This window comes from Bradyrhizobium sp. WYCCWR15520, from assembly GCF_056174665.1.
This window is the reverse complement of sequence record NZ_JBWBWM010000005.1, coordinates 138,150-163,032: the sequence shown is the minus strand read 5'-3', so window position 1 is coordinate 163,032 and position 24,883 is coordinate 138,150. Positions and strand designations below refer to the sequence as shown.

At 60.0% G+C, this 24,883-nt stretch carries 26 protein-coding genes; 16 read left to right on the top strand and 10 right to left on the bottom strand.

All coding sequences use genetic code 11. The annotated features are described in order from the left end of the window. Positions 1–11 precede the first annotated feature (11 nt). Positions 12–716, top strand: coding sequence for an SDR family NAD(P)-dependent oxidoreductase (locus AC0QUY_RS07520; protein ID WP_475386358.1), 705 nt, complete (start codon positions 12–14; stop codon positions 714–716). A gap of 75 nt (positions 717–791) precedes the next feature. Continuing rightward, positions 792–1,613, top strand: coding sequence for an enoyl-CoA hydratase-related protein (locus AC0QUY_RS07515; RefSeq protein WP_475386357.1), 822 nt, complete (start codon positions 792–794; stop codon positions 1,611–1,613). Between the two features lie 15 nt (positions 1,614–1,628). Here the strand turns inward: AC0QUY_RS07515 and AC0QUY_RS07510 are convergent, their stop codons facing one another. Next, complete coding sequence (locus AC0QUY_RS07510) at positions 1,629–2,279, bottom strand: TetR/AcrR family transcriptional regulator (protein ID WP_475386356.1); 651 nt, start codon at positions 2,277–2,279, stop codon at positions 1,629–1,631. A 230-nt stretch (positions 2,280–2,509) separates the two neighbouring features. Here AC0QUY_RS07510 and AC0QUY_RS07505 point away from each other — a divergent pair, with 230 nt between their 5' ends. The 3 genes from AC0QUY_RS07505 (at position 2,510) to AC0QUY_RS07495 (ending at position 5,264) form a co-directional block, all read left to right on the top strand. After that, positions 2,510–3,373, top strand: coding sequence for an alpha/beta fold hydrolase (locus AC0QUY_RS07505; RefSeq protein WP_475386457.1), 864 nt, complete (start codon positions 2,510–2,512; stop codon positions 3,371–3,373). A 33-nt stretch (positions 3,374–3,406) separates the two neighbouring features. Continuing rightward, positions 3,407–4,408 (top strand): NADP-dependent oxidoreductase, encoded by a 1,002-nt coding sequence (locus AC0QUY_RS07500; protein ID WP_475386355.1) that lies wholly within the window; start codon positions 3,407–3,409, stop codon positions 4,406–4,408. A gap of 76 nt (positions 4,409–4,484) precedes the next feature. Beyond that, positions 4,485–5,264 carry an SDR family oxidoreductase gene (locus tag AC0QUY_RS07495; protein WP_475386354.1) on the top strand — a complete coding sequence of 260 codons (780 nt, stop codon included), beginning with the start codon at positions 4,485–4,487 and terminating at the stop codon, positions 5,262–5,264. A gap of 133 nt (positions 5,265–5,397) precedes the next feature. On the opposite strand, the gene AC0QUY_RS07490 is transcribed toward AC0QUY_RS07495, so the two are convergent. From AC0QUY_RS07490 to acuI, 4 genes are all read right to left on the bottom strand, one after another. Further along, the gene (locus AC0QUY_RS07490; RefSeq protein ID WP_475386353.1) at positions 5,398–5,631 is read right to left on the bottom strand and encodes a winged helix-turn-helix transcriptional regulator; all 234 of its coding nucleotides are present in this window, start codon (positions 5,629–5,631) and stop codon (positions 5,398–5,400) included. 372 nt (positions 5,632–6,003) lie between these two features. Next, a complete protein-coding gene (locus AC0QUY_RS07485) occupies positions 6,004–7,113 on the bottom strand; it encodes an enoyl-CoA hydratase/isomerase family protein (protein WP_475386352.1) in 1,110 nt (369 codons plus the stop codon). A gap of 74 nt (positions 7,114–7,187) precedes the next feature. Continuing rightward, positions 7,188–7,622: a DUF2147 domain-containing protein gene (locus tag AC0QUY_RS07480; RefSeq protein WP_475386351.1), complete on the bottom strand. Its 435-nt coding sequence runs from the start codon at positions 7,620–7,622 to the stop codon at positions 7,188–7,190. A 101-nt stretch (positions 7,623–7,723) separates the two neighbouring features. After that, positions 7,724–8,710: an acrylyl-CoA reductase (NADPH) gene (gene acuI / locus AC0QUY_RS07475; RefSeq protein ID WP_475386350.1), complete on the bottom strand. Its 987-nt coding sequence runs from the start codon at positions 8,708–8,710 to the stop codon at positions 7,724–7,726. 524 nt (positions 8,711–9,234) lie between these two features. Between acuI and AC0QUY_RS07470 the strand changes: the two genes are divergently transcribed. From AC0QUY_RS07470 to AC0QUY_RS07430, 9 genes are all read left to right on the top strand, one after another. Continuing rightward, positions 9,235–9,579 (top strand): winged helix-turn-helix transcriptional regulator, encoded by a 345-nt coding sequence (locus tag AC0QUY_RS07470; RefSeq protein ID WP_475386349.1) that lies wholly within the window; start codon positions 9,235–9,237, stop codon positions 9,577–9,579. 416 nt (positions 9,580–9,995) lie between these two features. Next, entirely contained in the window at positions 9,996–11,591 is a 1,596-nt protein-coding gene (locus AC0QUY_RS07465) for a class I adenylate-forming enzyme family protein (RefSeq protein ID WP_475386348.1), read from the top strand. A 112-nt stretch (positions 11,592–11,703) separates the two neighbouring features. After that, positions 11,704–12,903 carry an ABC transporter substrate-binding protein gene (locus AC0QUY_RS07460; protein WP_161851956.1) on the top strand — a complete coding sequence of 400 codons (1,200 nt, stop codon included), beginning with the start codon at positions 11,704–11,706 and terminating at the stop codon, positions 12,901–12,903. A gap of 70 nt (positions 12,904–12,973) precedes the next feature. Further along, complete coding sequence (locus AC0QUY_RS07455; RefSeq protein ID WP_161851957.1) at positions 12,974–14,074, top strand: NADH:flavin oxidoreductase; 1,101 nt, start codon at positions 12,974–12,976, stop codon at positions 14,072–14,074. Between the two features lie 187 nt (positions 14,075–14,261). Next, positions 14,262–15,053: a crotonase/enoyl-CoA hydratase family protein gene (locus AC0QUY_RS07450; RefSeq protein WP_161851958.1), complete on the top strand. Its 792-nt coding sequence runs from the start codon at positions 14,262–14,264 to the stop codon at positions 15,051–15,053. A 65-nt stretch (positions 15,054–15,118) separates the two neighbouring features. Then, positions 15,119–15,910, top strand: coding sequence for an SDR family oxidoreductase (locus AC0QUY_RS07445; RefSeq protein WP_161851959.1), 792 nt, complete (start codon positions 15,119–15,121; stop codon positions 15,908–15,910). 501 nt (positions 15,911–16,411) lie between these two features. Beyond that, complete coding sequence (locus AC0QUY_RS07440; protein WP_161851960.1) at positions 16,412–17,209, top strand: enoyl-CoA hydratase/isomerase family protein; 798 nt, start codon at positions 16,412–16,414, stop codon at positions 17,207–17,209. A gap of 13 nt (positions 17,210–17,222) precedes the next feature. After that, entirely contained in the window at positions 17,223–18,476 is a 1,254-nt protein-coding gene (locus AC0QUY_RS07435) for a CaiB/BaiF CoA transferase family protein (RefSeq protein ID WP_475386347.1), read from the top strand. A gap of 123 nt (positions 18,477–18,599) precedes the next feature. Continuing rightward, the gene (locus AC0QUY_RS07430; protein ID WP_475386346.1) at positions 18,600–19,100 is read left to right on the top strand and encodes a winged helix-turn-helix transcriptional regulator; all 501 of its coding nucleotides are present in this window, start codon (positions 18,600–18,602) and stop codon (positions 19,098–19,100) included. Here the strand turns inward: AC0QUY_RS07430 and AC0QUY_RS07425 are convergent. Genes AC0QUY_RS07425 through AC0QUY_RS07410 form a run of 4 tightly spaced genes read right to left on the bottom strand, consistent with a single transcriptional unit; the run spans position 19,080 to position 23,218 of the window. Further along, a complete protein-coding gene (locus tag AC0QUY_RS07425) occupies positions 19,080–19,934 on the bottom strand; it encodes an FAD binding domain-containing protein (RefSeq protein ID WP_475386345.1) in 855 nt (284 codons plus the stop codon). The genes AC0QUY_RS07430 and AC0QUY_RS07425 overlap by 21 nt on opposite strands. Continuing rightward, positions 19,931–22,303 carry a xanthine dehydrogenase family protein molybdopterin-binding subunit gene (locus AC0QUY_RS07420; protein ID WP_475386344.1) on the bottom strand — a complete coding sequence of 791 codons (2,373 nt, stop codon included), beginning with the start codon at positions 22,301–22,303 and terminating at the stop codon, positions 19,931–19,933. Before AC0QUY_RS07420 ends, AC0QUY_RS07425 begins: the two co-directional genes overlap by 4 nt. Continuing rightward, entirely contained in the window at positions 22,300–22,791 is a 492-nt protein-coding gene (locus AC0QUY_RS07415) for a (2Fe-2S)-binding protein (RefSeq protein WP_475386343.1), read from the bottom strand. Before AC0QUY_RS07415 ends, AC0QUY_RS07420 begins: the two co-directional genes overlap by 4 nt. A 40-nt stretch (positions 22,792–22,831) precedes the next feature. Then, positions 22,832–23,218 (bottom strand): hypothetical protein, encoded by a 387-nt coding sequence (locus tag AC0QUY_RS07410; RefSeq protein ID WP_475386342.1) that lies wholly within the window; start codon positions 23,216–23,218, stop codon positions 22,832–22,834. 166 nt (positions 23,219–23,384) lie between these two features. Between AC0QUY_RS07410 and AC0QUY_RS07405 the strand changes: the two genes are divergently transcribed. Together AC0QUY_RS07405 and grxD are read left to right on the top strand one after the other, a co-directional pair. Beyond that, positions 23,385–23,834, top strand: a complete 450-nt coding sequence (locus tag AC0QUY_RS07405; protein WP_475386341.1) for a winged helix-turn-helix transcriptional regulator — start codon at positions 23,385–23,387, stop codon at positions 23,832–23,834. A gap of 361 nt (positions 23,835–24,195) precedes the next feature. Beyond that, positions 24,196–24,522: a Grx4 family monothiol glutaredoxin gene (gene grxD / locus AC0QUY_RS07400; protein ID WP_161851968.1), complete on the top strand. Its 327-nt coding sequence runs from the start codon at positions 24,196–24,198 to the stop codon at positions 24,520–24,522. A gap of 137 nt (positions 24,523–24,659) precedes the next feature. Here grxD and AC0QUY_RS07395 read toward each other — a convergent pair whose 3' ends face one another. After that, complete coding sequence (locus AC0QUY_RS07395) at positions 24,660–24,872, bottom strand: hypothetical protein (protein WP_475386340.1); 213 nt, start codon at positions 24,870–24,872, stop codon at positions 24,660–24,662. Positions 24,873–24,883: the final 11 nt, after the last annotated feature.

Below are 24,883 nucleotides of genomic sequence, written 5' to 3'. Positions count from 1 at the left end.
GGGAGCGATAAATGACCGAGAAACCAATCGCGATCGTGACCGGGGTAGGGCCGGGCACGGGAGCTGCCATCGTCAGGCGGTTCTCTGCGGGCGGATTCCGTATCATAGCGCTTGCCCGCTCAGCGGAGCTCATCAATCGCCTTGCGCAAGAGCTTCGCGATGTGCACGCGGTGACCTGCGACGTCTCAGACGAGAGCCAGGTGCGGACCGTGGTCACTGACGTAAAGCGCCGTTTTGGAGCGGCCGCGGTTCTCATCCACAACGCGGTCGGAGGAGGCTGGGGAAGCTTTCGCGAAATCGATCCGAAGATGCTGAAGGGCAATTTCGAGGTCAATGTGATGGGCTTGTTGTATCTTGCCCGCGAAGTGGCTCCTGACATGATCGAGAGAGGTAAGGGCGCAATCCTGGTGACCGGCAACACGTCTTCGATCCGGGGGAAGGCCAATTTCGCCGGCTTTGCTCCGACAAAGGCGGCGCAGCGTATATTGGCCGAGTCGATCGCGCGTGACATGGGGCCTCTCGGCGTCCACGTCGCCTATGTCCTCATTGACGCTGTGATCGATACGCCCCGGATGCGTGCGCGGATGAGCGACAGACCGGATGAATTCTTCATCAAGCCTGCCGCCATCGCCGACGAACTGTACCATCTCTACGGTCAGGACCGATCGGCATGGTCATTCCTCACGGAACTGCGGCCATTCCGCGAAAATTGGTGACCCTGGCCAGCAAAAGTTAATGCGCCTACGCGTGGCGAAGAGCTCTCCAGACGCAAGACTTGAAAGGTCAAAACCATGACTGATGGGTCAATCTCGATTGATACCGGGACGGACGAACTACTGTGTGCAATCCGGGATCGCGTCGCCGTGATCACCTTGAACCGACCGAAAGCACGAAATTCGCTTTCCGACCATCTCACGCCAGCGCTGCGCCGGATGATCAAGCGCAACGGTGATGATCCGGACGTCGGTGCACTGCTGATTACCGGTGCAGGCAGCGCTTTCTGTTCGGGCGGCGACGTCAAGGGGATGGGCGGCAACTCTGCCGCATCGGCCATGTCATTCAGTGACAAGGTTGCGCGATTGCAGGAACGTCAACGAACCCTGACCGGCGTACTCGTCTCGGTGCGTAAACCAACCATCGCGGCCTTGCCGGGACCGGCTGCTGGCGCTGGGCTTGCGATCGCGCTCGCCTGCGACATTCGTATCGCGGCCGAGTCCACCATCATGACGACTGGTTACGCCAGGATTGCGCTCACGGGCGATTACGGCATTTCGTGGCTGTTGACCCGGCTGGCCGGGACGGCGCGTGCCCGCGAACTGATGTTTTTGTCCGAACGGATCGATGCACGCCGCTGCGAAGCGCTGGGGCTGGTAAATCGCGTGGTGCCTGATGTCAACCTGCAGAGCGAAGCATTCGGGATCGCGAGGACGTTGGCGAACGGTCCGGGGAGTGCGTTTGCCTCCATCAAGGATAATCTCGACCTTGCTTTGTCGGCCGACTTCCTGACGTCATTGGACCACGAGGCCGAGAAGATGGTCCTCGCAGCGAGCACCGCGCAGCATGCCGAAGCCGTGCGGGCCTTTATCGAGAAACGCGCTCCTAATTTCAGGTGAGACCAAGCGCTGAAGTCACCCCTCGGCCGATTTGTTTTCCGGGGATGGTCCGGCAATATCCGCCACCACGGCAGCAATCAGAGATTCCGCCAGAGAGTCATCCGCAATCACCCGAGACAGGATGACAGCCCCAACCATCTCGGAGAGGATGGCAGCGGGATCTCTGCTGCCGGTGGCCCTTGGGGCCGCGGACGACAGCTTCGCAATCTGATCGAGATAGAATTGGATCGCCGTGATGAAGACGGCGCGGAGCGCGGGATCGTCGCGCCGCGCGGCGTCGGCGGCCAACGCCGGCAGAATGCACCCGGAACCTGGATCGTCGCAATGGGCCGCTGACACATAGCGTTCGATGAGTGCGCGAAACGGATCCTCGGGCTGTTGGGCCAGTCCATCCTTCAGCACTGCCTTGGTGTCCGCGATCGCATATTCGCTGGCCTTGACCGCCAGATCATCCTTTGAAGTAAAGTTGCGATAGAAGCCGCCATGAGTCAGCCCGGCGGCTTTCATGATGTCGGCAACACCGACCCCGTCGAAACCGTGCGTGCGCAGCAGGCGCGCCGCGGTCTCGATGATTTGCTCGCGATTCTCCAGCGCCTTTTCACGCGACACCCTCATGGTTTTCTCGCTCCGCAGGTCGCAGGACCCGCGTGCGCCGATCCCGACCACGGCCGCGCCTTCTCAGATTCGGAAAAACTCCACTTGACTTTTGTCATGATGGTCATCATCTATCATGAAAGATGATGGTCGTCATCTAAAAAGTGAGCGGTTTTTGCAGTCGCAATTTGGGTTGGGATAATCAGCACATGTACTGGCGCGCAAAAAGGGATCCGTATCATCCGGCCGATTTTACCTCCCTTCCCGGGATTTTTGGTCCGAGCCGGACAATGGAGAAAGCCATGACTAGTTCTGTCACTAATCTCGGGCGGGGGGTGCGCTACATAGATGCACCCACTCTCTCGATAAATGTCGGCGGCACCCGTTTCGCCTACCGCGACCTCGGTCCACGCAGCGGCGTGCCAATCATTTTTCTCAATCATTGGGGCGCGGTTCTGGACAATTTCGATCCGCGGATTGTCGACGGCCTCGCCAGCAAGCATCGCGTGATCGCGACCAATTACCGGGGGATCGGTGGGTCGGGCGGAACAGCGCCCGTGACGGTCGATGAAATGGCGCGGGATGCGATTGCCCTGATCCGCGCGCTGGGCTTCGAAAAAGTCGATCTGGTCGGCTTTTCCCTCGGCGGATTTGTGGCGCAGGATATCACGCTGAAGGCACCGGAGCTGGTGCGAAAGCTCATTTTGACCGGCACGGGGCCGGCGGGCGGCACAGGTATCGACAAGGTGTGGCCGGTATCCTGGCCTTTGATGATCAAAGGCTTTCTGACGCTGCGGGATCCAAAATTCTACCTGTTTTTCACGTCCACGGCCAATGGCCGCCAAGCGGCGGCAGCCTTCCTGAAACGGCTGAAAGAGCGCAAGGCAGGCCGGGACAAGGGGCCTACGCCCAGCGCTTTCTTGCGGCAAGTCAAGGCGATCACTGCTTGGGGCCGACAGGCGCCTCAAGATCTCGGAAGCATTCGGATCCCGGTGCTGATCGCGAATGGCGACAGCGACATCATGGTGCCGACCGCAAACAGCATCGACATGGCGCGCCGTATCCCGGGCGCAGAACTGGTCATCTACGAAGATGCCGGGCATGGCGGGATTTTTCAGAACCACGCCGTTTTTGTGCCGAAGGCCCTGTCCTTCCTCGGCGCCTGACGCCGCGACATATTTCAGATTGGAGAAGACGCCATGAAGGCATTCGTTGTCGACAAGTACAAAAAGAAGGGCGCTCTGCGTTTGGCCGAAGTACCGGAGCCGGAGGTGCGGGACGACGATGTCCTGGTCCGAGTTCATGCAACTGCCGTGAACCTTCTGGACTCCAAGGTCAGGGACGGAGAATTCAAGCTCATACTGCCGTATCGTCCGCCTTTCGTTCTGGGCCACGATGTTGCCGGGGTCGTCACCAAGGTTGGCGCCAAGGTCCAGCGGTTCAAGGCGGGCGACGAGGTCTATGCACGGCCGCGCGATCATCGGATCGGAACATTCGCGGAATTCATCGCCATCAATCAAGCCGACGTGGCGCCAAAGCCTAAAAACATCAACATGGAACAAGCAGCCTCCATTCCGCTGGTGGGGCTGACGGCCTGGCAGGCCCTGGTGGAGGTGAGCAAGCTGAAGCCCGGCCAGAAGGTCTTCATTCAGGCCGGCTCCGGCGGTGTGGGGAGTTTTGGCATCCAGCTCGCCAAGCACCTCGGTGCGACAGTCGCGACGACGACGAGCGCGAAAAATGTCGAGCTGGTCAAGAGCCTCGGCGCAGATGTGGTCATCGACTACAAGACGCAGGATTTCGAGAAGGTACTGTCGGGCTACGACGTGGTCCTGCACAGCCAGGACGCCAGGACGCTCGAAAAATCCCTGCGTGTGTTGAAAGCGGGTGGCCTCCTCGTCTCGATCTCAGGGCCGCCGGACCCCGAATTCGCCAAGGCAGCAGGGTTGAACCTGTTCCTGAAACTGGTGACGCGCCTGCTGAGCCGTGGTGCGCGCAAGAAAGCCAGAAGCCTTGGCGTGCGCTATTCATTCCTGTTCATGCGTGCGCAGGGGCAGCAGTTGAGCGAAATCACATCCCTGATCGAATACGGCGTGATCCGTCCGGTCGTGGATAAGGTTTTCCCGTTTGAGAAGACCGGCGATGCGCTGGCCTATGTCGAGACCGGGCGCGCAAAGGGCAAGGTCGTCGTTGCAGTGAAATAATAGGTCCCCTAATGACGCGGCCCGAGTTGTGATGCCACGACGCTGACCGGCCGCCAAACGCATCCGAGGAAGCAACATGACTCAACCCAACCGCGACACCCAAACTACCGTACAGGACGTTGCACTCATTGTCGGCGGCGGCCCGGGCATCAGCTCCAGTTGCGCCAGGCTGTTCGCGGAAAACGGCATGCGTGTATGCGTCGCAGCCAGGAATCCTGAAAAAGCAGTCCTTGAGACCCTCGAGAAGACGCATGGCGTGCGTCGATTCGCCTGCGATGCAACCGAACCGGCAGCCGTGGCACAGCTTTTCGAGAATGTCGTTCAAGACGTCGGGACGCCGAGGCTTGTCGTGCATAACATCGACGGCCGGGTTCCCGGCATTTTCCGCAAGAGCGTTATCGAAGCCGATCCCGTGATGGCGCTCGAGACGCTTCGAAACTCGGCGTTCAGCGCGTTTCTGGTGGGTCAACAGGCCGCCCGGCTCATGCTCGGAAACGAACCCGACACCAATGGCGCAAGAGGAACTATTATCTTCACGAACGCCAGCGCGGCGCTCAAAGGCTTCCCATCAAGCGGCGCATTTGCCATGGCATGTCATGCCAAGTCCGGGTTAGCGCAAAGCATGGCAAGAGAACTGATGCCACAGGGGATCCACGTGGCGAATGTGCCGATCGATGCTGCGGTCGGCTGGACTCAGGAGGACGGGACCCGCGCGCACCGGCTGGCGGGAACGACTGTCGACGACAATATGGCTGACCCTGTCCATATCGCGAAAACCTATCTTCAGCTTCATAGGCAGCATCGGTCGACCTGGGCGTTCGAAGTCGTGCTCCGGCCGTGGGTCGAGAAGTGGTGATTAACACTGGCGGCGGCGCGCAACTACGCCTGAGCAAGGCTTTCGAGTTTGCGATGCTCGCCGACGTCCATCACCGTGCAGCCAAGGCGCGCGGGCGTGTCGGCGAACCGAAATGTCGGCCTTGGCTGCGCTTTCAGGTGTGAGCGCACGCGTTTGACGGCCGAACGTCAGGTGTTTGGTGCTGCAGAGCAGTGCCTTCGATCGAATCTCCGTAGTGTTGGCCCCACTTCCGAAGCGAGAGTAGAATGGGGCCGAGGCTCTGACCGAAGGGAGAGATTTCATATTCCACCTTCGGCGGAATCTGCGGATACGCGTGGCGCATGATGACGCCATCGGCCTCCAATTCGCGCAGCTGAAGCGTCAACATTCTCTGCGTGGCGTTTCGGCCACAGGCCGGTCCAGGCGCTGACGACATGGTGAGGTGGCCACTGACCAAGTTCGATCAACGGATTTCGGTTTCCTTGCTGCATGGGGAAAGCGCGACGAGGTACAAGGGTGGTGCCTCTCTCCTGGCACCTCAGCACCGCATGTCTTCGCGTTTAAAGTCCATCAGTTCGTGGTTGCGGCCGTTGAATCTTCCTCACCCATCCGGATCCGTGAGCGGCCGAAAGGGCGCTCAGCGATTAGGGAGTGGAGTTGAAGAGCGGCGTAGACGAGGGGCAGGAATGGTCTTCGAACATGACGTTCATTCCTCAGGGAGAAGGCAGGATCGTCCCGGATGTCCCGCCCTGTCCCGCATTCAGTTCGCCTGGCCCAGATAGTGGCCAAGTCGAAGTTCGAAGTCTTCGCGTCCGTGTTCGCCGACAAGCTTCGCCAATCTCGGGCGGCGGGCCTGGAAGCCGGGCCATGCAAGTGACTGGCTGTATTCCGCATAGGAGGCCAGGAGGTCCGAGTCGGCCGGCAACGTCGCGCGATTGACCTGGGCCTTCGCGCCTGCCAGCGATTGTTTGTCGAAGCCGGACAAGCGGGCCGCCAGCGCCTCCACGAACGGGTCGAGTTCGTTATCCCGTAGCGCACGAGTCACCATCCCAAACCGCTCGGCATCGTCAGCGGCGTAGTCTTGGCTGCTCAGGATGACCTCCAGCGCGCGATCTCGCCCGACGAGCCGCGGTAGCCTTTCGCTCCCGCCCCCGCCAGGCACGATGCCTACTCCCACCTCGGGTTGGCCGAATAGCGCTTTCTCGGCACTCGCGTAGCGCAGGTCGCATGCGAGCGAAAATTCGTTTCCGCCGCCCCGTGTCCTGCCCCGGATGCTGGCAATGCTGATGACCGGTGACTTGCTCAGCCGCAGCACCAGATCGACCCAGGTCGGCAGCGGTGGATCGCTCGGCTCGACTGGGAAATCCCGGGCCTTGCTCAGATCGAAATGATTGATGAAGTACCCTTCGAGCTCGCTCCTGAACACGATGACCTTGACCTCGGGGTCGCGATCCATGTCCTTGACCACCGAATGCAGGGCCGAGACCATCTCTGGCACCACCAGATTGAACGGCGGGTTGGCGATCGTGACCTGCCAGAGCTGCGGGGTGCGCTTGTCCAGCTTGACCAGGGGCGACCGGGGGGGCGTGCCGGCGCCGGTGTTCACCCTGGGCGTCTCTTGAGCGAAAGCGGATGCCGGCAGGGCGGCGGGAAGCGTTGCTGCGAGCGCGGTGGTGGCCGAGGCCGCAGCCGACGCAACGAATTCCCGGCGAGACATGCTCTGATTCGAATCCCGGATCTTCGAATCCAGAAGATTGAGCCCGGAAGCGTGGACCTCGATCAGAACATCGTCATCCCGCAGTGCCGGCTCCGGCATCTCGCCAAGCCGCAGAGCGCTCTTCTTGTGTCGATCGACGATGAATGCCTTCATGATGTTTCCTTTTCCATGGGTTTCTCTGCATCGAGTAGTTTTCCTGCCGAGCTTCGCTCCTTTATTCCTGGCGTTCAAATCTGCGAACGACCCAGCATTGACACGCCAATGTAGCCGCGCATGTTGAGCTTCTCGCCGCCGTCGGTCAGCTGGATTTTGCTGCTGTAGACCTTACCATTGTCCGGATCGAGGATTTTGCCGGCGGTATATTCGGCGCCTTCCTTCTTCAGGCCGCTCAGGATCACCAAGCCGATTACCGGCACATCCTTGAGCGCGCCTTCGCATTTTTCACATTTCGGATTTCGGTCTTCGGACGGCGCGCGGAACACCTTTTCAATCTTGCCCTGCAGGGTGCCATTCGATTCCGTAACGCGGATAAGTGGTCTCGGTTTGCCGCTCACGTCATCGACATTTCTCCATAAGCCGACAGGTGAGGCATTATCCGCCCAGGCCCCGGAGGACATGAGTGCAGCAGCCAAGGTGAGCGCGAGAACGCCTGATTGTTTCAAAGTACACTTTCCGACGCTCCTAGGGGTGGGATTTATTGTTGTCTTGTTGCCGCGTGGTCTGATTTTCATCGAGGTGTCCGCCAACAGCCCGCTCGCAACAATTACGCATTCACGTCGACGACGGTGCGGCCCTGAACCTTCCCCGCGAACATTTGGCGCACGACATCGGGAACCTCCGCAAGGCCGACCACCTGCATCGTTCGGGCGAGCTTGTTCAGGTCCAGGTCGCGAGCCAAACGCGACCATGCCTCGATTCGCGCCTCCTGCCGGGCATTCACCGAGTCGATTCCAGCAAGTGTGACGTTGCGCAGGATGAACGGCAGAACCGTTCCGGGAAGATCGACACCCTGGGCCAGGCCGCAGGCCGTCACCACGCCGCGGTACTGCGTCTGCGCCAATACGTTCACCAGCGTATGACTGCCGACGGAGTCGACTGCTCCCGCCCAACGCTCGCGCGCGATAGGAGCTCCGGGCTCCGAAAGCGTCCGACGATCGATGACATCGGCCGCACCGAGGCTCCGCAGATAATCGGATTCTTCAAGACGTCCAGTTGATGCAACGACGCGATAACCGAGGTCGGCGAGGAGGGCGATCGCGATCGAGCCGACGCCGCCATTAGCGCCGGTTACGAGGATGTCGCCACGCTGCGGTGTGATTCCGCCATGTTCGAGGGCCAGCACCGACAGCATCGCGGTGTAACCGGCCGTGCCGATCGCCATGGCATCCTTCGTGGAAAAGGGAGCAGGGATCTTCACGAGCCACTCGCCTTTGATCCGCGCTTTCTGGGCGTAACCGCCATGGTGGGTCTGGCTCAGTCCCCAGCTGTTGGCGACAACGCGGTCTCCTACGGCGATGCCGGGATAGGAGGATGCCTCGACCGTTCCAGCAAGGTCGATACCGGGAATGAGGGGAAACTGCCGAATGACCTCCGCGCGCCCGCTAATGGCCAGCGCATCCTTGTAGTTCACGGTCGAATAGTCGACGGCGACCGTAACGTCGCCAGGCATGAGATCTTGCTCGTTCATTTCGACCACGCTGGTCGTAATCTTTCCGTCTGTCTTTGCTGCCAGCAGTGCCTTGAACGTCATCGTCATATCCTAGGTCGGTGTTGCGTTGTCCACGGACCTAGGGTCGCGCCTCCTTTTCGCAAGAAGGCACAATTAAAGCGGCTACTATCATTTATGGACGTACCGACGCATGCCAAAGCGCGGAGTCAGGCCTTGGCCGATATGACAGCGGGCCTGACATGACGACGGATCGTCCCGAAGCCTGGGCAGGCTACCGGCCATGCCGAGGCTTATCCCCGTGCAGCCGCTCCGGCGCGCGCCGTCAGTGAGTTCGTTGCCGAAATCACGCCGCTGTCTTGCAGGAGGCTGCGAGCATCTATTGTATTATGATCGTCATGTGATATAAATTCTGACGTCGGTTCAAATGGCATCTACGGCAACATCCAAAGACGTCAACCGAGCGAGTATGACCGGAGTTTAGGGTCCGCCCACCCGAATTTCGTGCCTGCATGCCGCAGAACGCATAATTATTGCAGATGCGACCATTTTTGGAGGTGTCTATGCGTCCAAGACGGTTTGACGCGAAAAGCGGATGCGCGGTCGGGGTGACACTGTCCGTCATTGGCGGCATGTGGAAGCCACTGATCCTGTTCCACCTCTTCGCGGGCAAGAAGCGGTTCATGGAACTATCACGAGCCATCCCTAACGCCACGCAGAGGATATTGACCCTACAATTGCGCGAGCTGGAGGCAGATGGCGTGATCGTGCGCCGTGCCTATCCGCAGATTCCTCCGAAGGTGGAATATGAAATCTCGGCCTTCGGCCAGAGCCTCGAGCCCGTACTGCTTTCGCTTCGGGGTTGGGGCAAGCAATATGGAGGTTCAATTGAAGGCGTCTCTCAGCCACACCACGCGCCTGAAAATCGTCAGCTAAACGCATGCGCCCTGTAAGGGTTGAATGAGTGATCGCGGACCCTGTCCTGCATACACATCGCCTGCGTCGGCCGACGTGAGACGTCTCACGCTCGCGCCACTTCCATCGCCGGCTCGGGTTCTTCCCGTCGAACGCTGACGCGCTTTATCATGAGCGGAAAGCTGTCGCTTCAGGGTGGTACGGCTCTGCCGTTTTCGCAGGCGTGTGCCACAAGCGAGCCTTATCCCACGGATTTATCCGAACGACTTACTCGTGACGTCGAATTCCAAATAGGAATTATGGACGTGCGACGGACGTAGCGTGTCTTTCAAAACGATAGGCGGTCACCCGGCTTGACAGTTCTATTTTAGAACTATTTAATCGAAGGGGCGGGCCTGACCGTTTGTTGGGGGGCCGCGCAGCGCTCCGGAAAGAGGGCGCGAGGGAGGATGGCATGAGGAGCGTGGACGAACTCACTGCGGCCGAATTGCTCGATGGCCTGCCTTCAAGAGTGCACGAGGTCTACGCGCCGTTCGTGCGGGACATCCCGGATCATCCGGCCTTCGTTGAAGGGGGGCGTTCGTGGAGCTACCGGCAATTCTCGGAGGCTGTCGACGCCGTAGCCAAGGATCTTTCCGATTTGGGGATCAGGCCGGGCGATCGCGTGATGATTGCGAGCGAGAACAGCGTGGCCCTGGGGGCGATGCTATTCGCGGCGAGCAAGCTCGCTGCTTGGGGCATTGCGGTTAATCCTCGCCTCTCGGCCAGAGAGATCGACCTGATCGGGACACACAGCGGCGCACGACGCGTACTGTTCAACTCGGCGCTTTCGAAGGAAGCAGCCGATCACGCCAGCCGCGTCGGCGCCAAAATAGACGCTGTTGGACCGTTCGGTGGAATCGGTATTGGTCCACTCAATGCGGATGCGCAAGCGGAGCCCGTCGAGAAGGATGGCGCCCGCCAGGTCGCGGGCCTCCTGTACACCTCGGGCACGACCGGTGCTCCGAAGGGAGTCATGCTGAGCCACCGCAATCTGCTCTTTACCGCAAGGACTTCGGGAATTCTTCGCCAAAGCGGTCCAGCCGACCGCATCTACGGCGTGCTGCCGATGTCCCACATCGTCGGGTATTCGATCCTGCTGATCGCCACGCTGATGCACGGCGGCACATTGTATGTTGTGGCCAAGGCCGATCCCGCCGCGCTGGCCCATGCCATAGCCGAGGAGGGGATTACGAGCCTGTTCGGTGTTCCCGCCACATATCAGCGTCTGCTCGAACACAAGGCGGTCAAGGGCATCCAACGACTCGAGCGAGGCAAGCTGCGGATCATGGCCGTCGCTGGCGCTCCGCTCGACCTCGATCTGAAGAAGCGGATCGAGGACGAATTCGGAATCCCGCTATTGAACAATTACGGCATAACCGAATGTTCGCCGGGCCTATCGGGTGTCCGTTCAGAACACCCTGTCTCGGACGAGTCGGTCGGCCCCTTTCTTCCCGGTATCGAGCATCGGATCGTGGACAGGCAGGGCAAGAACGTTGCGACGGGTGAGGTCGGCGAACTGCACGTCCGAGGCCCCAACGTGATGCTCGGCTACTATCGCGCTCCCGACCTGACGGCGGCGGCGATCGATGACCAGGGATGGTTCAACACAGGGGATCTCGCTCGGGTGAACGGCGAGGGCCATCTCTACATCGCTGGCCGAACCAAAGAACTTATCATCCGCTCCGGCTTCAACGTTTACCCCGCCGAGGTGGAGGCGGTGCTGAACGCACACGACCAGGTCGTCCAATCAGCTGTGGTAGGACGACCGATTGATGGCAACGAGGAGGTCGTCGCGTTCGTGCAGCTTCTCCCCGGCGCCAGCGTCAACGCCGAAGAGCTGAAGTCATACACGGCCCAACAGCTCACTTCGTACAAGCGGCCGACTGAATTGATCCTGCTCGATGCTCTGCCCTCAGCCTCCACCGGCAAGATACTCAAACACAAGCTGCGAGAGATGGCGATCGAACGGGCGGCCGGGAAGGTGTCCGATGCCGCAGCCGCGGGCTGAGTGATGCACTGCAAGGGATGGGCGAAGCCGCACCAGGGGTCGGTGCCGAGGCCGTACGGAAATTCAACGATTGATGAGCGGCGCAACCCGTCGCCGCACAAGGGAGAAGTCGATGTTCAGGAAGTCCATACTAGCAGCCGCGATCGGCGTGACGATTGTCGGCGCGCACGCGCGTGCGGACATGCCCGGCGTCACGAGCGCCGAAGTGAAGGTGGGGGCTACGTTCCCGTTTAGCGGTCCCGCGTCGCCGCTCAGCAATACCGGGAAGGGTCTGATTGCCTACATCAATTCGATCAACGAGCGCGGTGGCATCAACGGCCGCAAGATCAATCTCATCACCTACGACGATGCTTACAGCCCGCCCAAGACGGTGGAGCAGACCAGGAAGCTTGTCGAGAGCGATGAAGTGGCCTTCCTGTTCGGCCCGCTCGGTACTCCCGGTATCGGCGCCACCATCAAGTACGTCAACGCGAAGAAAGTGCCTCATCTATTCGTGGTAAGCGGCGTCACCAAATTCACGAATTTCGCTGAATTTCCGATGACCACCACTGGGTTGCCTAGCTATGATACGGAAGGGCGGATCTACGCGAAATACATCACCCAGGCCCGGCCAGACGCAAAGATAGCGATCCTGTATCAGAACGACGATTTGGGTAAGGACTTCCTCAATGCATTCAAAGGTTATCTGAAAGAGGACTTCGACAAGAAAGTTGTATCGTCCTCCTATGAAGTGACCGAGCCGACGATCGATTCCCACGTGGTGAAGTTGAAATCGTCTGGTGCGGAGGCGTTCCTGGTTGCCGGCACACCGAAGTTCGCGGCTCAGGCCATCAAGAAGGCCGATGAGGTCGGTTGGAAGCCGCTGTTCCTGATCAACTTCGTTTCGAGCTCGGTCTCTTCGACCATCGTCCCCGCGGGACCGGAAAAGGCGGTGGGCATCGTTGCGGCAACGATCACCAAGGATCCGAACGACAAGAAGTGGGCCGACGACCGCGGCATCAAATGGTACCGTGAGCATTTCGCGAAATACCTGCCGGGTGCGGACATTGGTGATGCCAATTATCTGTTCGGTACGCAGCAGGGACAGATCCTTGAGCAGGTGCTCAAGCAGTGCGGTGACGATCTCTCGCGCGAGAACATCGTCAAGCAATCGCGGAGCATACGCGGGCTGTCGCTTCCCACTCTCATACCGGGTGTTACGATCAACACAGGCCCGGAAAGCAGTATGGCGTACACGCAGTTGCAGCTGCAGCGCTGGAACGGTACGACGTGGGAGCAATTCGGTAACGTACTCAGCGCCGATGGAAAGTGAAGTGTGCTTTCTGAAGATGCATGCGGGTGATCTGAGCCCGCAACGCCACTAACTGAATCATGGAGCATGAATGTCCAGCGACGTACTTTTCCGGCCTTTCAAGCTGAAAGGGCTGAACTTGCCGAACCGGGTGGTGATGGCGCCGATGACGCGCTCATTCTCTCCGGGCGGAATTCCGACCGAAGACGTCGCGCGATACTACCGCCGCCGTGCCGAAGGAGCGGTCGGGTTCATCATATCGGAGGGTACGGGCGTGGATCGTCCGGCATCCCTGAACGATCCGAATGTTCCCCGCTTTCATGGCGAGAAGGAGCTGGCAGGGTGGCGGCGTGTGGTCGACGAGGTGCACGCCGCCGGCGGCCTGATGGCGCCGCAGCTATGGCATGTCGGAGCCGTTCGCACGCGCGCCCAGAATTGGTCTCCTCCCGGCGCCTACGACAGTCCGTCCGGCCTGTCGCGACCGGAGAAGAAGTTCGGCGAGCCGATGAGCGAGGAGGACATTGCAGACGCCATTCGCGCTTTCGCCGACGCGGCGCTTGCGGCGAAGCGTCTGGGGTTCGATGCCGTCGAATTGCACGGCGCGCACGGCTATCTGATCGATCAGTTCTTCTGGGAAGGTACCAATCGCCGAGAGGATACGTATGGGGGCAAGGACCTGCCCGGCCGGGCCCGGTTTGCCGCTGATATCGTCCACGCGGTGCGCAAGTCAGTAGGAACGGATTTTCCGATATTGCTCCGGATCAGCCAGTGGAAGCAGCAGGACTTTGAGGTAAAGCTGGCCGACACGCCTCGCGCATTGGAAGCCTGGCTCAAACCTTTGGTCGACGCGGGAATCGACATTCTGCATTGCTCTCAACGGCGCTTCTGGGAGCCGGAGTTTGATGGCTCCGATTTGAATTTCGCCGGATGGGCGAAGAAAGTAACGGGAGTGCCGACGATTTCGGTCGGGTCGGTCGGTCTGACCGGCGAATTCATCGCCGCATACGGCGGCGAGAGTTCCCGTCCGGCGTCCCTCGACGAGTTGATCCGCCGCCTCGATCGCGAAGAGTTCGATCTCGTCGCGGTGGGCCGGGCGCTGCTTCAGGATCCGCAGTGGCTACTGAAGGTGCGTGACGGCCGGACGGAAGAACTGATGGCTTTCGAACGAACTGCGTTCGCTGAACTGAGCTAAGCGAGCGACGAAAGGGTTTCACGGCAGGGCGATCGCCACTGAATAACGGTTATCAGAATGTTTTGTAACCAGTGTTTCGGCGACTGTTCAAAGCTGGCTGGCAAGCAATAATCGGCTGCACGCCAGTCGACGGAGGAAGCCTGCGTGTCGTTGCGCAGTCGCCTGGAAGCCGTTCGGAGACTTGCAAATGAACGAGACGAAAACCCAGGTTGGCCAGATCCGGACCGAGGTGCACGGGCACGTCTTCAAGATCATCATCGACAATGTGGCGAAGAAGAACTCCTTCAGCCCGCAGATGATGGCGCAGATGTCGGATGCGATGACGCTTCTCGACCGAACGGACGATTACTGGGTCGGGGTGCTCTGTGCCGAAGGCCCGGATTTCACGGCCGGGCTGGACATGCCGAAATTCTTCGGACCCAAGGCCGAGAATACCGAGATCAAGCCCGGCAACATCGATGCGTTCGCGCTCAAAAGCCGGTGCCGCAAGCCGATCGTGACGGCAGTGCAGGGGATCTGTTTCACGATCGGTATCGAGATGATGCTGGCTGGCGATATCGTTGTGGCGGCCGATGACGCCCGGTTCTGCCAGATGGAATCCAAGCGCGGGATCGCGCCACTTGGTGGCGCGCACTTCCGGTATTTGACGCGGGCAGGATGGGGAGATGCGATGTATCACCTGTTCTTGTGCGACGAGTTCAACGCAGCGCGGGCTTACAAGATCGGATTTGTCCAGGAGGTCGTTGCTCCTGGCCAACAGATTGCCCGCGCAATGGAGATTGCGGATCTGATCGCCAGGAACGCTCCGATCGGAATTCAGGTAACCAAGGAAGCCGCGCTGAAATACATCGAGGCCGGTGAAAAAGCTGCGATCGATTACATCCCGAAGATCAAGGATCGCGTCTTCAGCAGCGAAGACATGAAAGAAGGTATCCAGTCTTTCGTGGAACGGCGCTCGGCAGTATTCCGCGGGAAATAGAGATCCCGCGAAACGCCCGCGTAACGGCGCAGTAGAACTTCGCCCACCAGCTTGAGGATTTGACTATGGGAAGCATCAAGAAGGCATTCGATCTCACCGGCAAGAATGCCCTTGTTACGGGCGGCTCCCGCGGCCTTGGGCTCCAGATCGCCGAGGCGCTAGGTGAGCAGGGGGCACGTGTCGTGATTTCGTCTCGCAAGGCGCCAGACCTGGAAAATGCCCAGGCGCATCTTGCCGGTCTCGGTATCAAGGCGGAGTGGATCGCAGCGGATAATTCCAGGGACGAAGACGTCAAGCGGCTCACTGACGAAGCGATCAAGAAGCTCGGCCGGGTGGACATTCTGGTGAATAACGCCGGCGCCACCTGGGGCGCGCCGACCGAAGATCACCCGATCGAAGCGTGGGACAAGGTGATGAATCTGAATATCCGCTCGCTGTTCCTGCTCAGCCAACAGGTTGCAAAGCACTCGATGATTCCCAACAAGTATGGCCGCATTATCAACCTTGCTTCGATCGCGGGCCTGTTCGGAAGTTCCGGAGATATGCAGATGGTTGCCTACAATACAAGCAAGGGCGCCGTGGTTAATTTCACGCGGGCCCTGGCGGGTAGTTGGGGACGCTACGGAATTACGGCCAATGCTCTGGCGCCCGGCTTCTTTCCGTCGAGGATGACGAAGGGCACGATCGAGGCTGTCGGGGTCGAAAAGCTCGCCGCCGGCGCGCCGCTCCGCCGCATCGGCGACGAGGACGATCTGAAAGGCGCCGCGGTTCTCTTCGCCAGCGACGCCGGCAAGCACATCACCGGTCAGATCCTTGCCGTCGATGGCGGTCTGACTTCGGTGATATCGTCTTCCTGAGCTTCTCTGTCCAGCCGCTTTCGATTTGGTGGTGATATGCGCCATTTTGCGGAATTCATATATGATGATAATCATCTAAAAGGTGGCTGTTTCTTAGGTCAGCTCGGAGCAAGCAATGCGTTACCCGAAAGACCATGGGCTGCAGACGCGCAGGCGGATCGTCAGATGCGCGACAGGCCGCCGCCGGCGCAATTGCGACTATGGTCGGTTCGATCGTGCTCGCGCGTGCGGCCGGTGACAAGCGGCTGTCTGACGACCTTTTGGAAGCCGGTCGGCAGGCCGTGCGCAATCAGACCGCAAGCACCACGGCGGAATCCTCTCCAGCGGACCGAATCTGAGTTCCTCTTTCCGAGTCCATCAGCCTCCAGGGCAGCTTCGGCATATCGAGCGTCAAACCATTTGATGCAAACTATGACTTGCAAAATGCAAGCCGTGGTGTAGCCTGCATTTCGCAAATCAAATGATGCGGTCGCAAGAGCCGCCGGCAAACAGGAGGCAGCTTTGTCCGAGGATGCGTTGGTGACGCGCGAACAGCGCGGCAATATTTCCGTTTTGACAATGGTTTATCGGCCGTACAACCTGCTCGGCCCCAAGCTCCTTAACGCGATCGTGGAGCAGGTGGAGGCCGCGCAAAGGGCAGGCAGCCGCGCCATCGTCATCCGCAGCGGACTGCGGCATTTCTCCGCCGGCGCAGATCTGGATATCTTCGAGAAACGTGTGGAGGCAGGCAGCGCAGATCAGGGCGGTGAAAATCGGCGACTGAACGGCGTCGAATTTCTGCGCTTCATGGAGCTTCTGCCAATTCCGTTGATCGCCAGTGTTCACGGCGTTTGCCTAGGTGGCGGTCTCGAGCTCGCGCTATCGTGCGATTACATCATAGCGGCCTCTTCGGCGAAGATCGGATCGGTCGAGGCGACACTTGGTCTGCATCCCTTACTGGGAGGAATCCAGCGGCAGGTGCAGCGTATCGGCGCGCAGCGCGCCAAGGAAATGTCAATGCTGGCTCGGCGCTACGATGCGCCAACGCTGGAGAAGTGGGGATTGATCAATCTCACTGTCCCGGAGGAGTCGTTGGAGACGGCGACCATGGCCATCGCGGAGGAGTTCGCGCAAGGCCCGACGGTGGCGCATGCCGCGACCAAGGAACTCGCGCATATCGCCGTTAATCAGGGCGTGGTGGCTGCGGACGAGGCGATGTCACGAGTACAGGCGCCGATCTGGGCGTCGGAAGACCTCAAGACCGGTCTTGCATCATTCCGCAAGAACGGCCCGGGTCTCGCAAAGTTCGCGGGGCGCTGACATGAGTGGCCCCTTGAGTGGAATCCGGGTCGTCGATTTTTCCCGTGTGCTGGCTGGTCCGCTGTGCGCCCGGACCTTGCAGGACCTCGGCGCTGAGGTGATCAAGATCGAGCCACCAAGCCCCGACGTTTCTCGCTTTGCTTTTCCATCGACCGACGGGATGTCAGGCTATTACGCCCAGCAAAATGCCGGCAAACGCAACGTCAGTATCAATCTCAACATCCCGGGCGCTTACGAGTTGGCGCTGGAACTCTGCGACACCGCCGATATCCTGGTCGAAAATTTCCGGGCGGGCACGCTGGGTTTCTTCGGGCTGGATTACGCAACGCTGTCGAAACGCAATCCACGGCTGATCTACGCGTCGATCACCGGCTATGGGCAGGGTGGTCCGTGGCGGAGCAGGATGGCCTATGCGCCAACCGTGCAGGCCGAGGCCGGCTTTACCGAAAACAGCGTCCGCCACTATGGCAGCGCGCTGACGGAGCCGCGTACCGATAGTCTGTCGCATGCCGACGTCTACGCTGGATTGCAGGCCGTGATCGCGATACTTGCGGCTCTCAACAGCCGCCAGAGGACCGGACGGGGCCAGTATATCGACATCGCAATGGCGGCGACGTTGCTCGCGGTCAACGAACGCGCGCACGTCGATCTTTCCGATGATGACATCGGGGCGGAGCCTGCGGTGCTCGGCGCCACTGATTGTTCCTTCTTTACAGGACCGCAAGGCGAAAATTTCACGGTCGCGACCAGCATTATTGGCAGCCGGACCTTTCCGTCGTGGCTGCGCGCCATGCGCCGGGTCGATCTGATGGATGATCCGCGGTTCTCAAGCGCTGCCGCGCGCCGCCTGAATTTCGGCGTGCTGCATCAGATCATCCAGTCCTGGATCCTGACCTTTCCGGATATGGCGACCCTCGACGCCCAGTTCGACGAAGCCAAAATCGCCATGGGCGAGATCCGTTCTATCAAGGAGCTCACAGCATCGGAATGGAGCGATTACTGGGGCGCCGTCCAACGCGTCCCTGACCGCAGCGGCGGCGAATATCGGTTGCCGGGCCGGCCGTGGCATTTTTCGGCAGAAGAGCTGACACCAATTGGCACACCTGCCTTTCAGGGCGAGCATAACTTCGCGGTCTTCAGCGAACTCGGCCTCAGCGAGGCGGAATTGAAACTCTTAAGCGAAGCGGGCGCGCTCGTTTCGCATCCGCGTGCGCTGGAGCCCGAGATCGTCGCCAAGCCGGAAGCCAAGCCGGGACAGGCGGCCTGATCAGAAACGCCGAAGGGCGTACTGGACATACACGAATCCTGCTCAATATGGTATGAGCTGAGTTCGGGTGAAAGAGCTATGTCCAGTGTGAAGCGAAGCCGTCTTGCAAACAAGGAATGTTCCATGGCGCGCGCCATGGAAGTTGTCGGCGACCGCTGGTCCATCCTGATCCTGCGCGAGGCCTATTACGGCGTGAAACGCTTCGATGAGTTCGAATACTATATCGGGATCGCTCCCAATATCTTGAGCACCCGGCTGAAGAAATTGATCGATGCCGGCGTCATGACGCGGGTGCCGTTGCCCGAACACGCCGGGCGATACGAATACGTTCTGACCGAGAAAGGACGCGATTTCTTTCCGGCCTATCTCGCGCTTAAGAAATGGGGTGACGACTGGCTGGCGGAGCCCGCAGGGCCGCAGGTCGTGTTCCGCGAACGCGCCGCCGGACGACCGATCGAATATCCGGCGTTGCGGACGAGCGGCGGCAAGCCGTTGCGGCTCGAGGATGTCGAGATTGTTGCCGGCGCAGGTGCTGTTCCGTTTAATCGTAAGCGATTTGGTGGCGATGCCGCCGATCGTGCGGCCGGCGCGAAGGCTCACGCTTCACGACGAAAGCGCAAATAGCGCGCGCCTGGTCTCGACCCGGATCAGATTCGCGCGGTATTCCGCCGAAGCGTAGCGGTCGGAGAGGCACTCGGTGGTCTCACTGAGCAATTTTGCCGCCTGGTCGATGTTGTCCGGCGAGAGCGTCTTGCCGATCAGGAAATCGGAAGCGTGTTGGCCGGCGAACGCGTGGTTCGCTGCACCGGTGACGCCGATGGAAATCTCGTCAACCGCATCCTGCTGCAGTCGCACGCCAACCGCGATTCCTACGACGGCAAAACCGCTCGCGGGATGTCGGATCTTTCGGTAGATGAAACGCATGCCGGGCTTCGGCCGCGGAATACGGATGCTGGCGAGAATCTCGTCCGGTGCCAGCGCGGTCGAAAAGATATCGACGAAGAAATCCCGTGCCGCCACCCTTCTCAGGCCATTCGGGCCTGCGATCTCGATCTCTGCCTGCAGCGCCACCACTATCGCCGGCCAGTCAGCCGCGGGATCGGCGTTCGCGAGCGAGCCGCCGATCGTGCCGCGGTTACGCACCTGTGGATCGGCAATCAAGCTGGCTGCCTGGCGAAAGATAGGTAATTCCCTGTACAGCGGCTCAGAAGCAAACAGTTCGGCGTGGGTGGCCAGTGCGCCGATCCTGATGCCGGTTTCGCTGATCTCGATTCCCTTGAGCTCGGCGATGCCGCCAATATCGACCAGGAGTTCGGGCGATGCCAGCCGCAGCTTCAGCGCCGGCAACAAGGTATGGCCACCGGCAAGGAGCTTTGTTCCGTCAGGATCGTCGCGCAACAGATCGATCGCCTGGGCGAGCGAAGACGCGCGAACATAATCGAAGGCTGCGGGGATCATTGGGACGCTCCCGTGCGTGCTTGTTGCACCGCCGCCCAGACACGTGGCGGCGTCAGCGGCATGTCCAGGTGCTTGATACCGAATGGTGACAGGGCATCAAGCACGGCATGAACCATACAAGGCGGGGCGGCAATCGAACCGCTCTCGCCGATACCCTTGACGCCGATCGGATTGGTCGGCGACAGCGTTTGCTGGAACAGCGATCGGATATTCGGCACATGCTCGGCGCGCGGAACGGCATAGTCGAGCAGCGAGCCGGTCAGAAGTTGCCCATTGTCGGGATCGTAGCTGACCTCTTCATAGAGCGCTTGTGCGATGCCCTGCACGACGCCGCCATGGATCTGGCCGGCCGCGAGACGGGGATTGATCAGCGTGCCAACGTCGTCAACCGCGACATAGTCGAGGATATCGACAATCCCGGTCTCCGGATCGACTTCGACATAAGCGAGGTGGACGCCTGACGGCGAACCCATGCCGGTCGGGTCGTAAAACACCGTCTCATCAAGGCCCGGCGCGACGCCATCCGGCAGTTTATGCCCGACATAGGCCATGCGGGCCACCTTCGGGAAGGTTACCGGCGCGATATCGGTACCGGGCACGCTGAACGCGCCGGCCGAATAGGAAACGTCCTTCTCGTCCACTTCCAGCATGCCCGCCGCGATCTTCTTCGCCTTGGCGACAATGCGTTGGGAGGACACGTGCACGCTGGATCCACCGACCGCCATCGAACGGGAATTGAAGGTGCCGTGGCCAGCCTGTACCTGACGCGTGTCGCCCTGTACGATGTCGATGTCTTCAATCGGAATCTGCAACACGTCGGCAGCGATCTGCGACAACGACGTGATATGGCCTTGTCCCTGGCTCATCGAGCCCGAATAGATCGTGGCTCGTCCGCTGGAATCGATGCTGACCCGCGCGCTTTCCCAGCCGCCCCGGTCGAATCCGCTCACAGCCAACCGGCGTGATGGTGCCATGCCGCACATATGCGTATAGGCGGCGACGCCAATGCCGCGATAGATGCCGCTTCCGCGCAAGGCTTGGCATTCGCTGCGGCGGCCTTCATAGTCGAAAGCCGCGAGCGCCTTGTCGAGCAGTCCCTGGTAGTTGCCGCTGTCGTACATCACGCCCGTGCTGCCGTAGGGCCGATAGGGAAATTCCGCCGGTTGAACGAAATTCTTCCGCCGCACTTCGACCTGGTCGAGCTCGAGGTGGCGTGCCACCGCATCGATCGCGCGCTCGGCAATATACGCGCCTTCGGGCCGGCCATAGCCGCGATAGGCATCAACCGGCACGGTGTTGGTCAACACGACGCGGGAAATAGCCTCATAGTTGTCTATCTTGTAAGTGCCGGTGCCAAAGTTGATGGTATTCACGGTCGGACCGCCGCTCGCCATGTTCGACAGGTAGGCGCCGACGTTGCCGAAGGTGTCGACCTTCAGGCCGAGGATTTTGCCGTCGTTCCTGAACGCAACCTCGATGTTTTCTGTATGAGCGCGGCCATGGCTGGTCGATTGATGGCTCTCGGAGCGGCTCTCCCACCACTTGACCGGTGCGTCAAGTTCGCGCGCGAGATAGGGGCAGAGCAGGTCTTCCGGATACAGATGCATCTTGGCGCCAAAGCCGCCTCCGATATCAGGTGCGGCCACCCGCAATTGATGCTCGGGAATGCCGACCGTCTCGGCGATCCAGCGCCGGTGCATGTGGGGAACCTGGCTGCCGATATAAACCGTCAAGGTGCCGTCCGGTTCTGGCGAGGCAACGATCGCGCGCGTTTCCATGCAGGTGGGGATCAGGCGGTTGTTGACGACGCGCAGGCCGATGACATGATCGGCCTCGCGGGCGGCGTTCTGGTAGTCGCCGCCGCGCACCTTGTAGATCGTGGTGATATTGCCCGGAACGTTGTCATGGAGCTTCGGTGCGCCCTCCCGGATCGCGACTTCCTCATCGATCACGGCGGGCAGCACGTCGTACTCGACTTCGATCATGCCGACGGCGTCATAGGCTTCAGCCAGCGTTTCCGCCACGACGAGTGCCACGCACTCGCCGACAAAGCGAACGCAATCGGTCGCGACCACCGGACGGAACGGTACCTTGCTGCCGGGAATGACCCAGTTCGGCACGATCGGGCCGATCTTGCCGGCGAGCGCCTTGCCGGACAAAACAAGGCGAACACCCGGTGCGACTTTGGCTGCCGACAGATCGACGCTTCTGATCTTGGCGTGGGCGTGCGGCGATCGCAGTACTGCCATATGCAGCATGCCCGGCAACCTGACATCATCGACGTATCGGCCCTTGCCGGCGAGAAACTTGAGATCCTCGCGTCGCCTGAGCGGCTGGCCGATATGGCGGATCGCAGTCGTATCGTTCATGGCTGGTCGCCTTTCGATGCCAGGCTTTCGACTGCGCGGACGATGTTGTGATAGCCGGTGCAGCGGCAGATGTTGCCGGCAAGGCCGTGGCGGATGTCATGCTCGCTCGGATTGGGCTGATCCCTCAATAGCTGGCGCACGCTCATCACCATGCCCGGCGTGCAGAAGCCGCATTGCAGAGCGTGATGCTCATGGAACGCCGCCTGAACCGGGCTGAGTTCGGCCCTTGTGTCGGTCAGGCCCTCGATCGTTGTGATCGACGCACCGTCTGCCATTACGGCCAGCACGGTGCAGGCCTTGATTGCCTGTCCGTCGATCTCCACAGTGCAGGCGCCGCACTGCGAAGTATCGCAACCGACATGCGTTCCGGTGAGGCCAAGGTCTTCCCTGATCAGGTGGACCAGCAATTTTCGCGCTTCCACCGTGACGGTCTTGCGCGTGCCGTTGATCTCCAAGGTTACCACATGACGATCGTCGGGTTCGGGCATGCATTGCTCCTGATTACAGCACGTTGTCTGCCGTACTTCTTTATGAGAGCCGGATGTCGGCAATATCGATCGCGACCACAACACCTTCGGTGATCGCGGTGCCATCGGCTCTTCGATGATAAGCGCGCCGCTTGGTCGCGATCCTGACGCCGTCAAAATCCCGATACTCGGACATGTAGTGCGCCATCGGAATCCTGCCGGTGACGACCGCGCCGTAGTCGACGCGTGAGATCAGGCCGTCACCATCGACGTGAAACACCTGTTCGGCACAATGCGTCGCGACTGCGTCCGGAAACGTCACCTTGAGCCGACGCCGCCTTTCGCTTGGCTGGTCCCACGGCTCGATCTCTTCCGTTTTGAATCCCGGCAACTGGAAGAGGAACGGCGTTCGCTCATATCCATTGTCCTCCCATTGTGCATTGACCAACTCTAATAATAAGAGTGACTGGAAGGCAAGTGAATTCTTGCATGAAATTCCCGGTCTGGCCTTGGATAGCGGGCCAGGCGAGTTTACTCTGGTAATAAGAGTTATTCGGAGGTCCACGCAGATGCGCTCGAAGAGTTTTGAGGGAATGGCTTGTTCGATCGCCGGGGTGCTCGATGCCGTCGGTGATCGCTGGGCTGTTCTGATCTTGCGCGACCTGTCGCTGGGTTTGAGCAAATACGAGGATTTGAGAAAGTCGACTGGTGTGACCCATGCCACCTTGTCCGACCGGCTCAAGCATCTCGAGGAAAATGAACTGATCGAGCGCCGGCAGTATCAATCGGGTCCCGATCGCTACGAGTATCTCCTGACCCGAAAGGGCAGGGACGTCATCCTCGTCATTCAGGCGCTTGCCCAGGTCGGGGATAAATGGGGAATTACCGGGGACGCCGGCCCCCCTCTCAAATTCATCAACAAGAACAGCGGACGCCAGGTGAAGCTGGCGCTCGTGGACGAGAAGTCAGGCGAGGTGGTCCGCATGAGGGATGTTCGGCCTCAGGCCGGTCCCGGCGCCGACGATCTGGTGAGGTGGCGACTGACCAAGTTCGATCAACGATGATTTCTTTCCCGCTGCATGGGGAAAGCGCGACGAGGTATGAGGGTGCCTCTCCCGGCTACAGCCTTCAGGACGGGAACTTAAGTCAATTCTATTTTGGAATTGAAATTCTCGAGAACGGGTCGTTATTGCGATTGAAACTCCCCAGGCAAGCGGTATCGTTTCCGCTGACTTGGATCTCGGGCCGGCTGCATTGCAGCTGGCCCTTTTTGTGAGCCGGCATAGCCGTCGACTGACAGGAAATTGTGCAAACCTCCCTCTGGAATTCCAGCCGGCGGTTAATTAAGTTCTAAAATCGTACTTATAAATTTCTCGCTCGGGCGGTAATTATTATCGCTCTTGCCGACCAACGGAGGGGAAGAACATGAGCGTTGCAGACTTCATTCGCAGCGAAGTGAACGCAAACGAGATTCTTCTGTTCATGAAGGGCACACCGACGGCGCCGGCTTGTGGATTTTCTGCGCAAGTCGTCCGGATACTCGACCATCTCGGCGTTCCGTTCAGATCGCATGATATCTACCAGTCCGAAGAGCTGCGCCAAGGTATCAAGGATTACTCGGATTGGCCGACGATTCCGCAACTGTACGTCCACGGCGAATTCGTAGGCGGCTGTGACATCGTGACGGAGATGTTCCGATCTGGCGAATTGCAGGCCCTTCTCCTGAAGCAGCCGCAAGCAGAGCAGTCCTGAGCGCACGCTGCCGCAACATCGAGATCCCCGGTTGTTCCTGTAGGCCATGTTAACGACTGCGAAGCGCTGCGGCGGTGCTACAGATCCGAGAAGGGGCGGTCTGTCAATGCGGCATTGGTTCGCCAGGGCTGAGCTACTCACACCCTCTCCAAGACACGGGGGGCCGCCAGCATCGCATTCAGCGCCGCCTCAAGCGAAACGAGGCCCATGCCGGTTCTAAAAGCCATCACTTTCGGCCTTAGCATGACCACTGGCAGCGTATTCGACTGCGCCGTGTCGAAGAAAAACGACAAGGACAGATTGTCGGGCGAGATCAGGACAGCGCACAGGCTGCCAGCGAAGATGCACACGCGCACCGCCG

Coding starts and splice junctions, on each gene's coding strand:
- AC0QUY_RS07520 (WP_475386358.1), top strand. CDS start 12: ATGACCGAGAAACCAATCGCGATCGTGACCGGGGTAGGGCCGGGCACG.
- AC0QUY_RS07515 (WP_475386357.1), top strand. CDS start 792: ATGACTGATGGGTCAATCTCGATTGATACCGGGACGGACGAACTACTG.
- AC0QUY_RS07505 (WP_475386457.1), top strand. CDS start 2,510: ATGACTAGTTCTGTCACTAATCTCGGGCGGGGGGTGCGCTACATAGAT.
- AC0QUY_RS07500 (WP_475386355.1), top strand. CDS start 3,407: ATGAAGGCATTCGTTGTCGACAAGTACAAAAAGAAGGGCGCTCTGCGT.
- AC0QUY_RS07495 (WP_475386354.1), top strand. CDS start 4,485: ATGACTCAACCCAACCGCGACACCCAAACTACCGTACAGGACGTTGCA.
- AC0QUY_RS07490 (WP_475386353.1), bottom strand. CDS start 5,631: ATGTTGACGCTTCAGCTGCGCGAATTGGAGGCCGATGGCGTCATCATG.
- AC0QUY_RS07485 (WP_475386352.1), bottom strand. CDS start 7,113: ATGAAGGCATTCATCGTCGATCGACACAAGAAGAGCGCTCTGCGGCTT.
- acuI (WP_475386350.1), bottom strand. CDS start 8,710: ATGACGTTCAAGGCACTGCTGGCAGCAAAGACAGACGGAAAGATTACG.
- AC0QUY_RS07465 (WP_475386348.1), top strand. CDS start 9,996: ATGAGGAGCGTGGACGAACTCACTGCGGCCGAATTGCTCGATGGCCTG.
- AC0QUY_RS07460 (WP_161851956.1), top strand. CDS start 11,704: ATGTTCAGGAAGTCCATACTAGCAGCCGCGATCGGCGTGACGATTGTC.
- AC0QUY_RS07455 (WP_161851957.1), top strand. CDS start 12,974: ATGTCCAGCGACGTACTTTTCCGGCCTTTCAAGCTGAAAGGGCTGAAC.
- AC0QUY_RS07450 (WP_161851958.1), top strand. CDS start 14,262: ATGAACGAGACGAAAACCCAGGTTGGCCAGATCCGGACCGAGGTGCAC.
- AC0QUY_RS07445 (WP_161851959.1), top strand. CDS start 15,119: ATGGGAAGCATCAAGAAGGCATTCGATCTCACCGGCAAGAATGCCCTT.
- AC0QUY_RS07430 (WP_475386346.1), top strand. CDS start 18,600: ATGGCGCGCGCCATGGAAGTTGTCGGCGACCGCTGGTCCATCCTGATC.
- AC0QUY_RS07425 (WP_475386345.1), bottom strand. CDS start 19,934: ATGATCCCCGCAGCCTTCGATTATGTTCGCGCGTCTTCGCTCGCCCAG.
- AC0QUY_RS07420 (WP_475386344.1), bottom strand. CDS start 22,303: ATGAACGATACGACTGCGATCCGCCATATCGGCCAGCCGCTCAGGCGA.
- AC0QUY_RS07415 (WP_475386343.1), bottom strand. CDS start 22,791: ATGCCCGAACCCGACGATCGTCATGTGGTAACCTTGGAGATCAACGGC.
- grxD (WP_161851968.1), top strand. CDS start 24,196: ATGAGCGTTGCAGACTTCATTCGCAGCGAAGTGAACGCAAACGAGATT.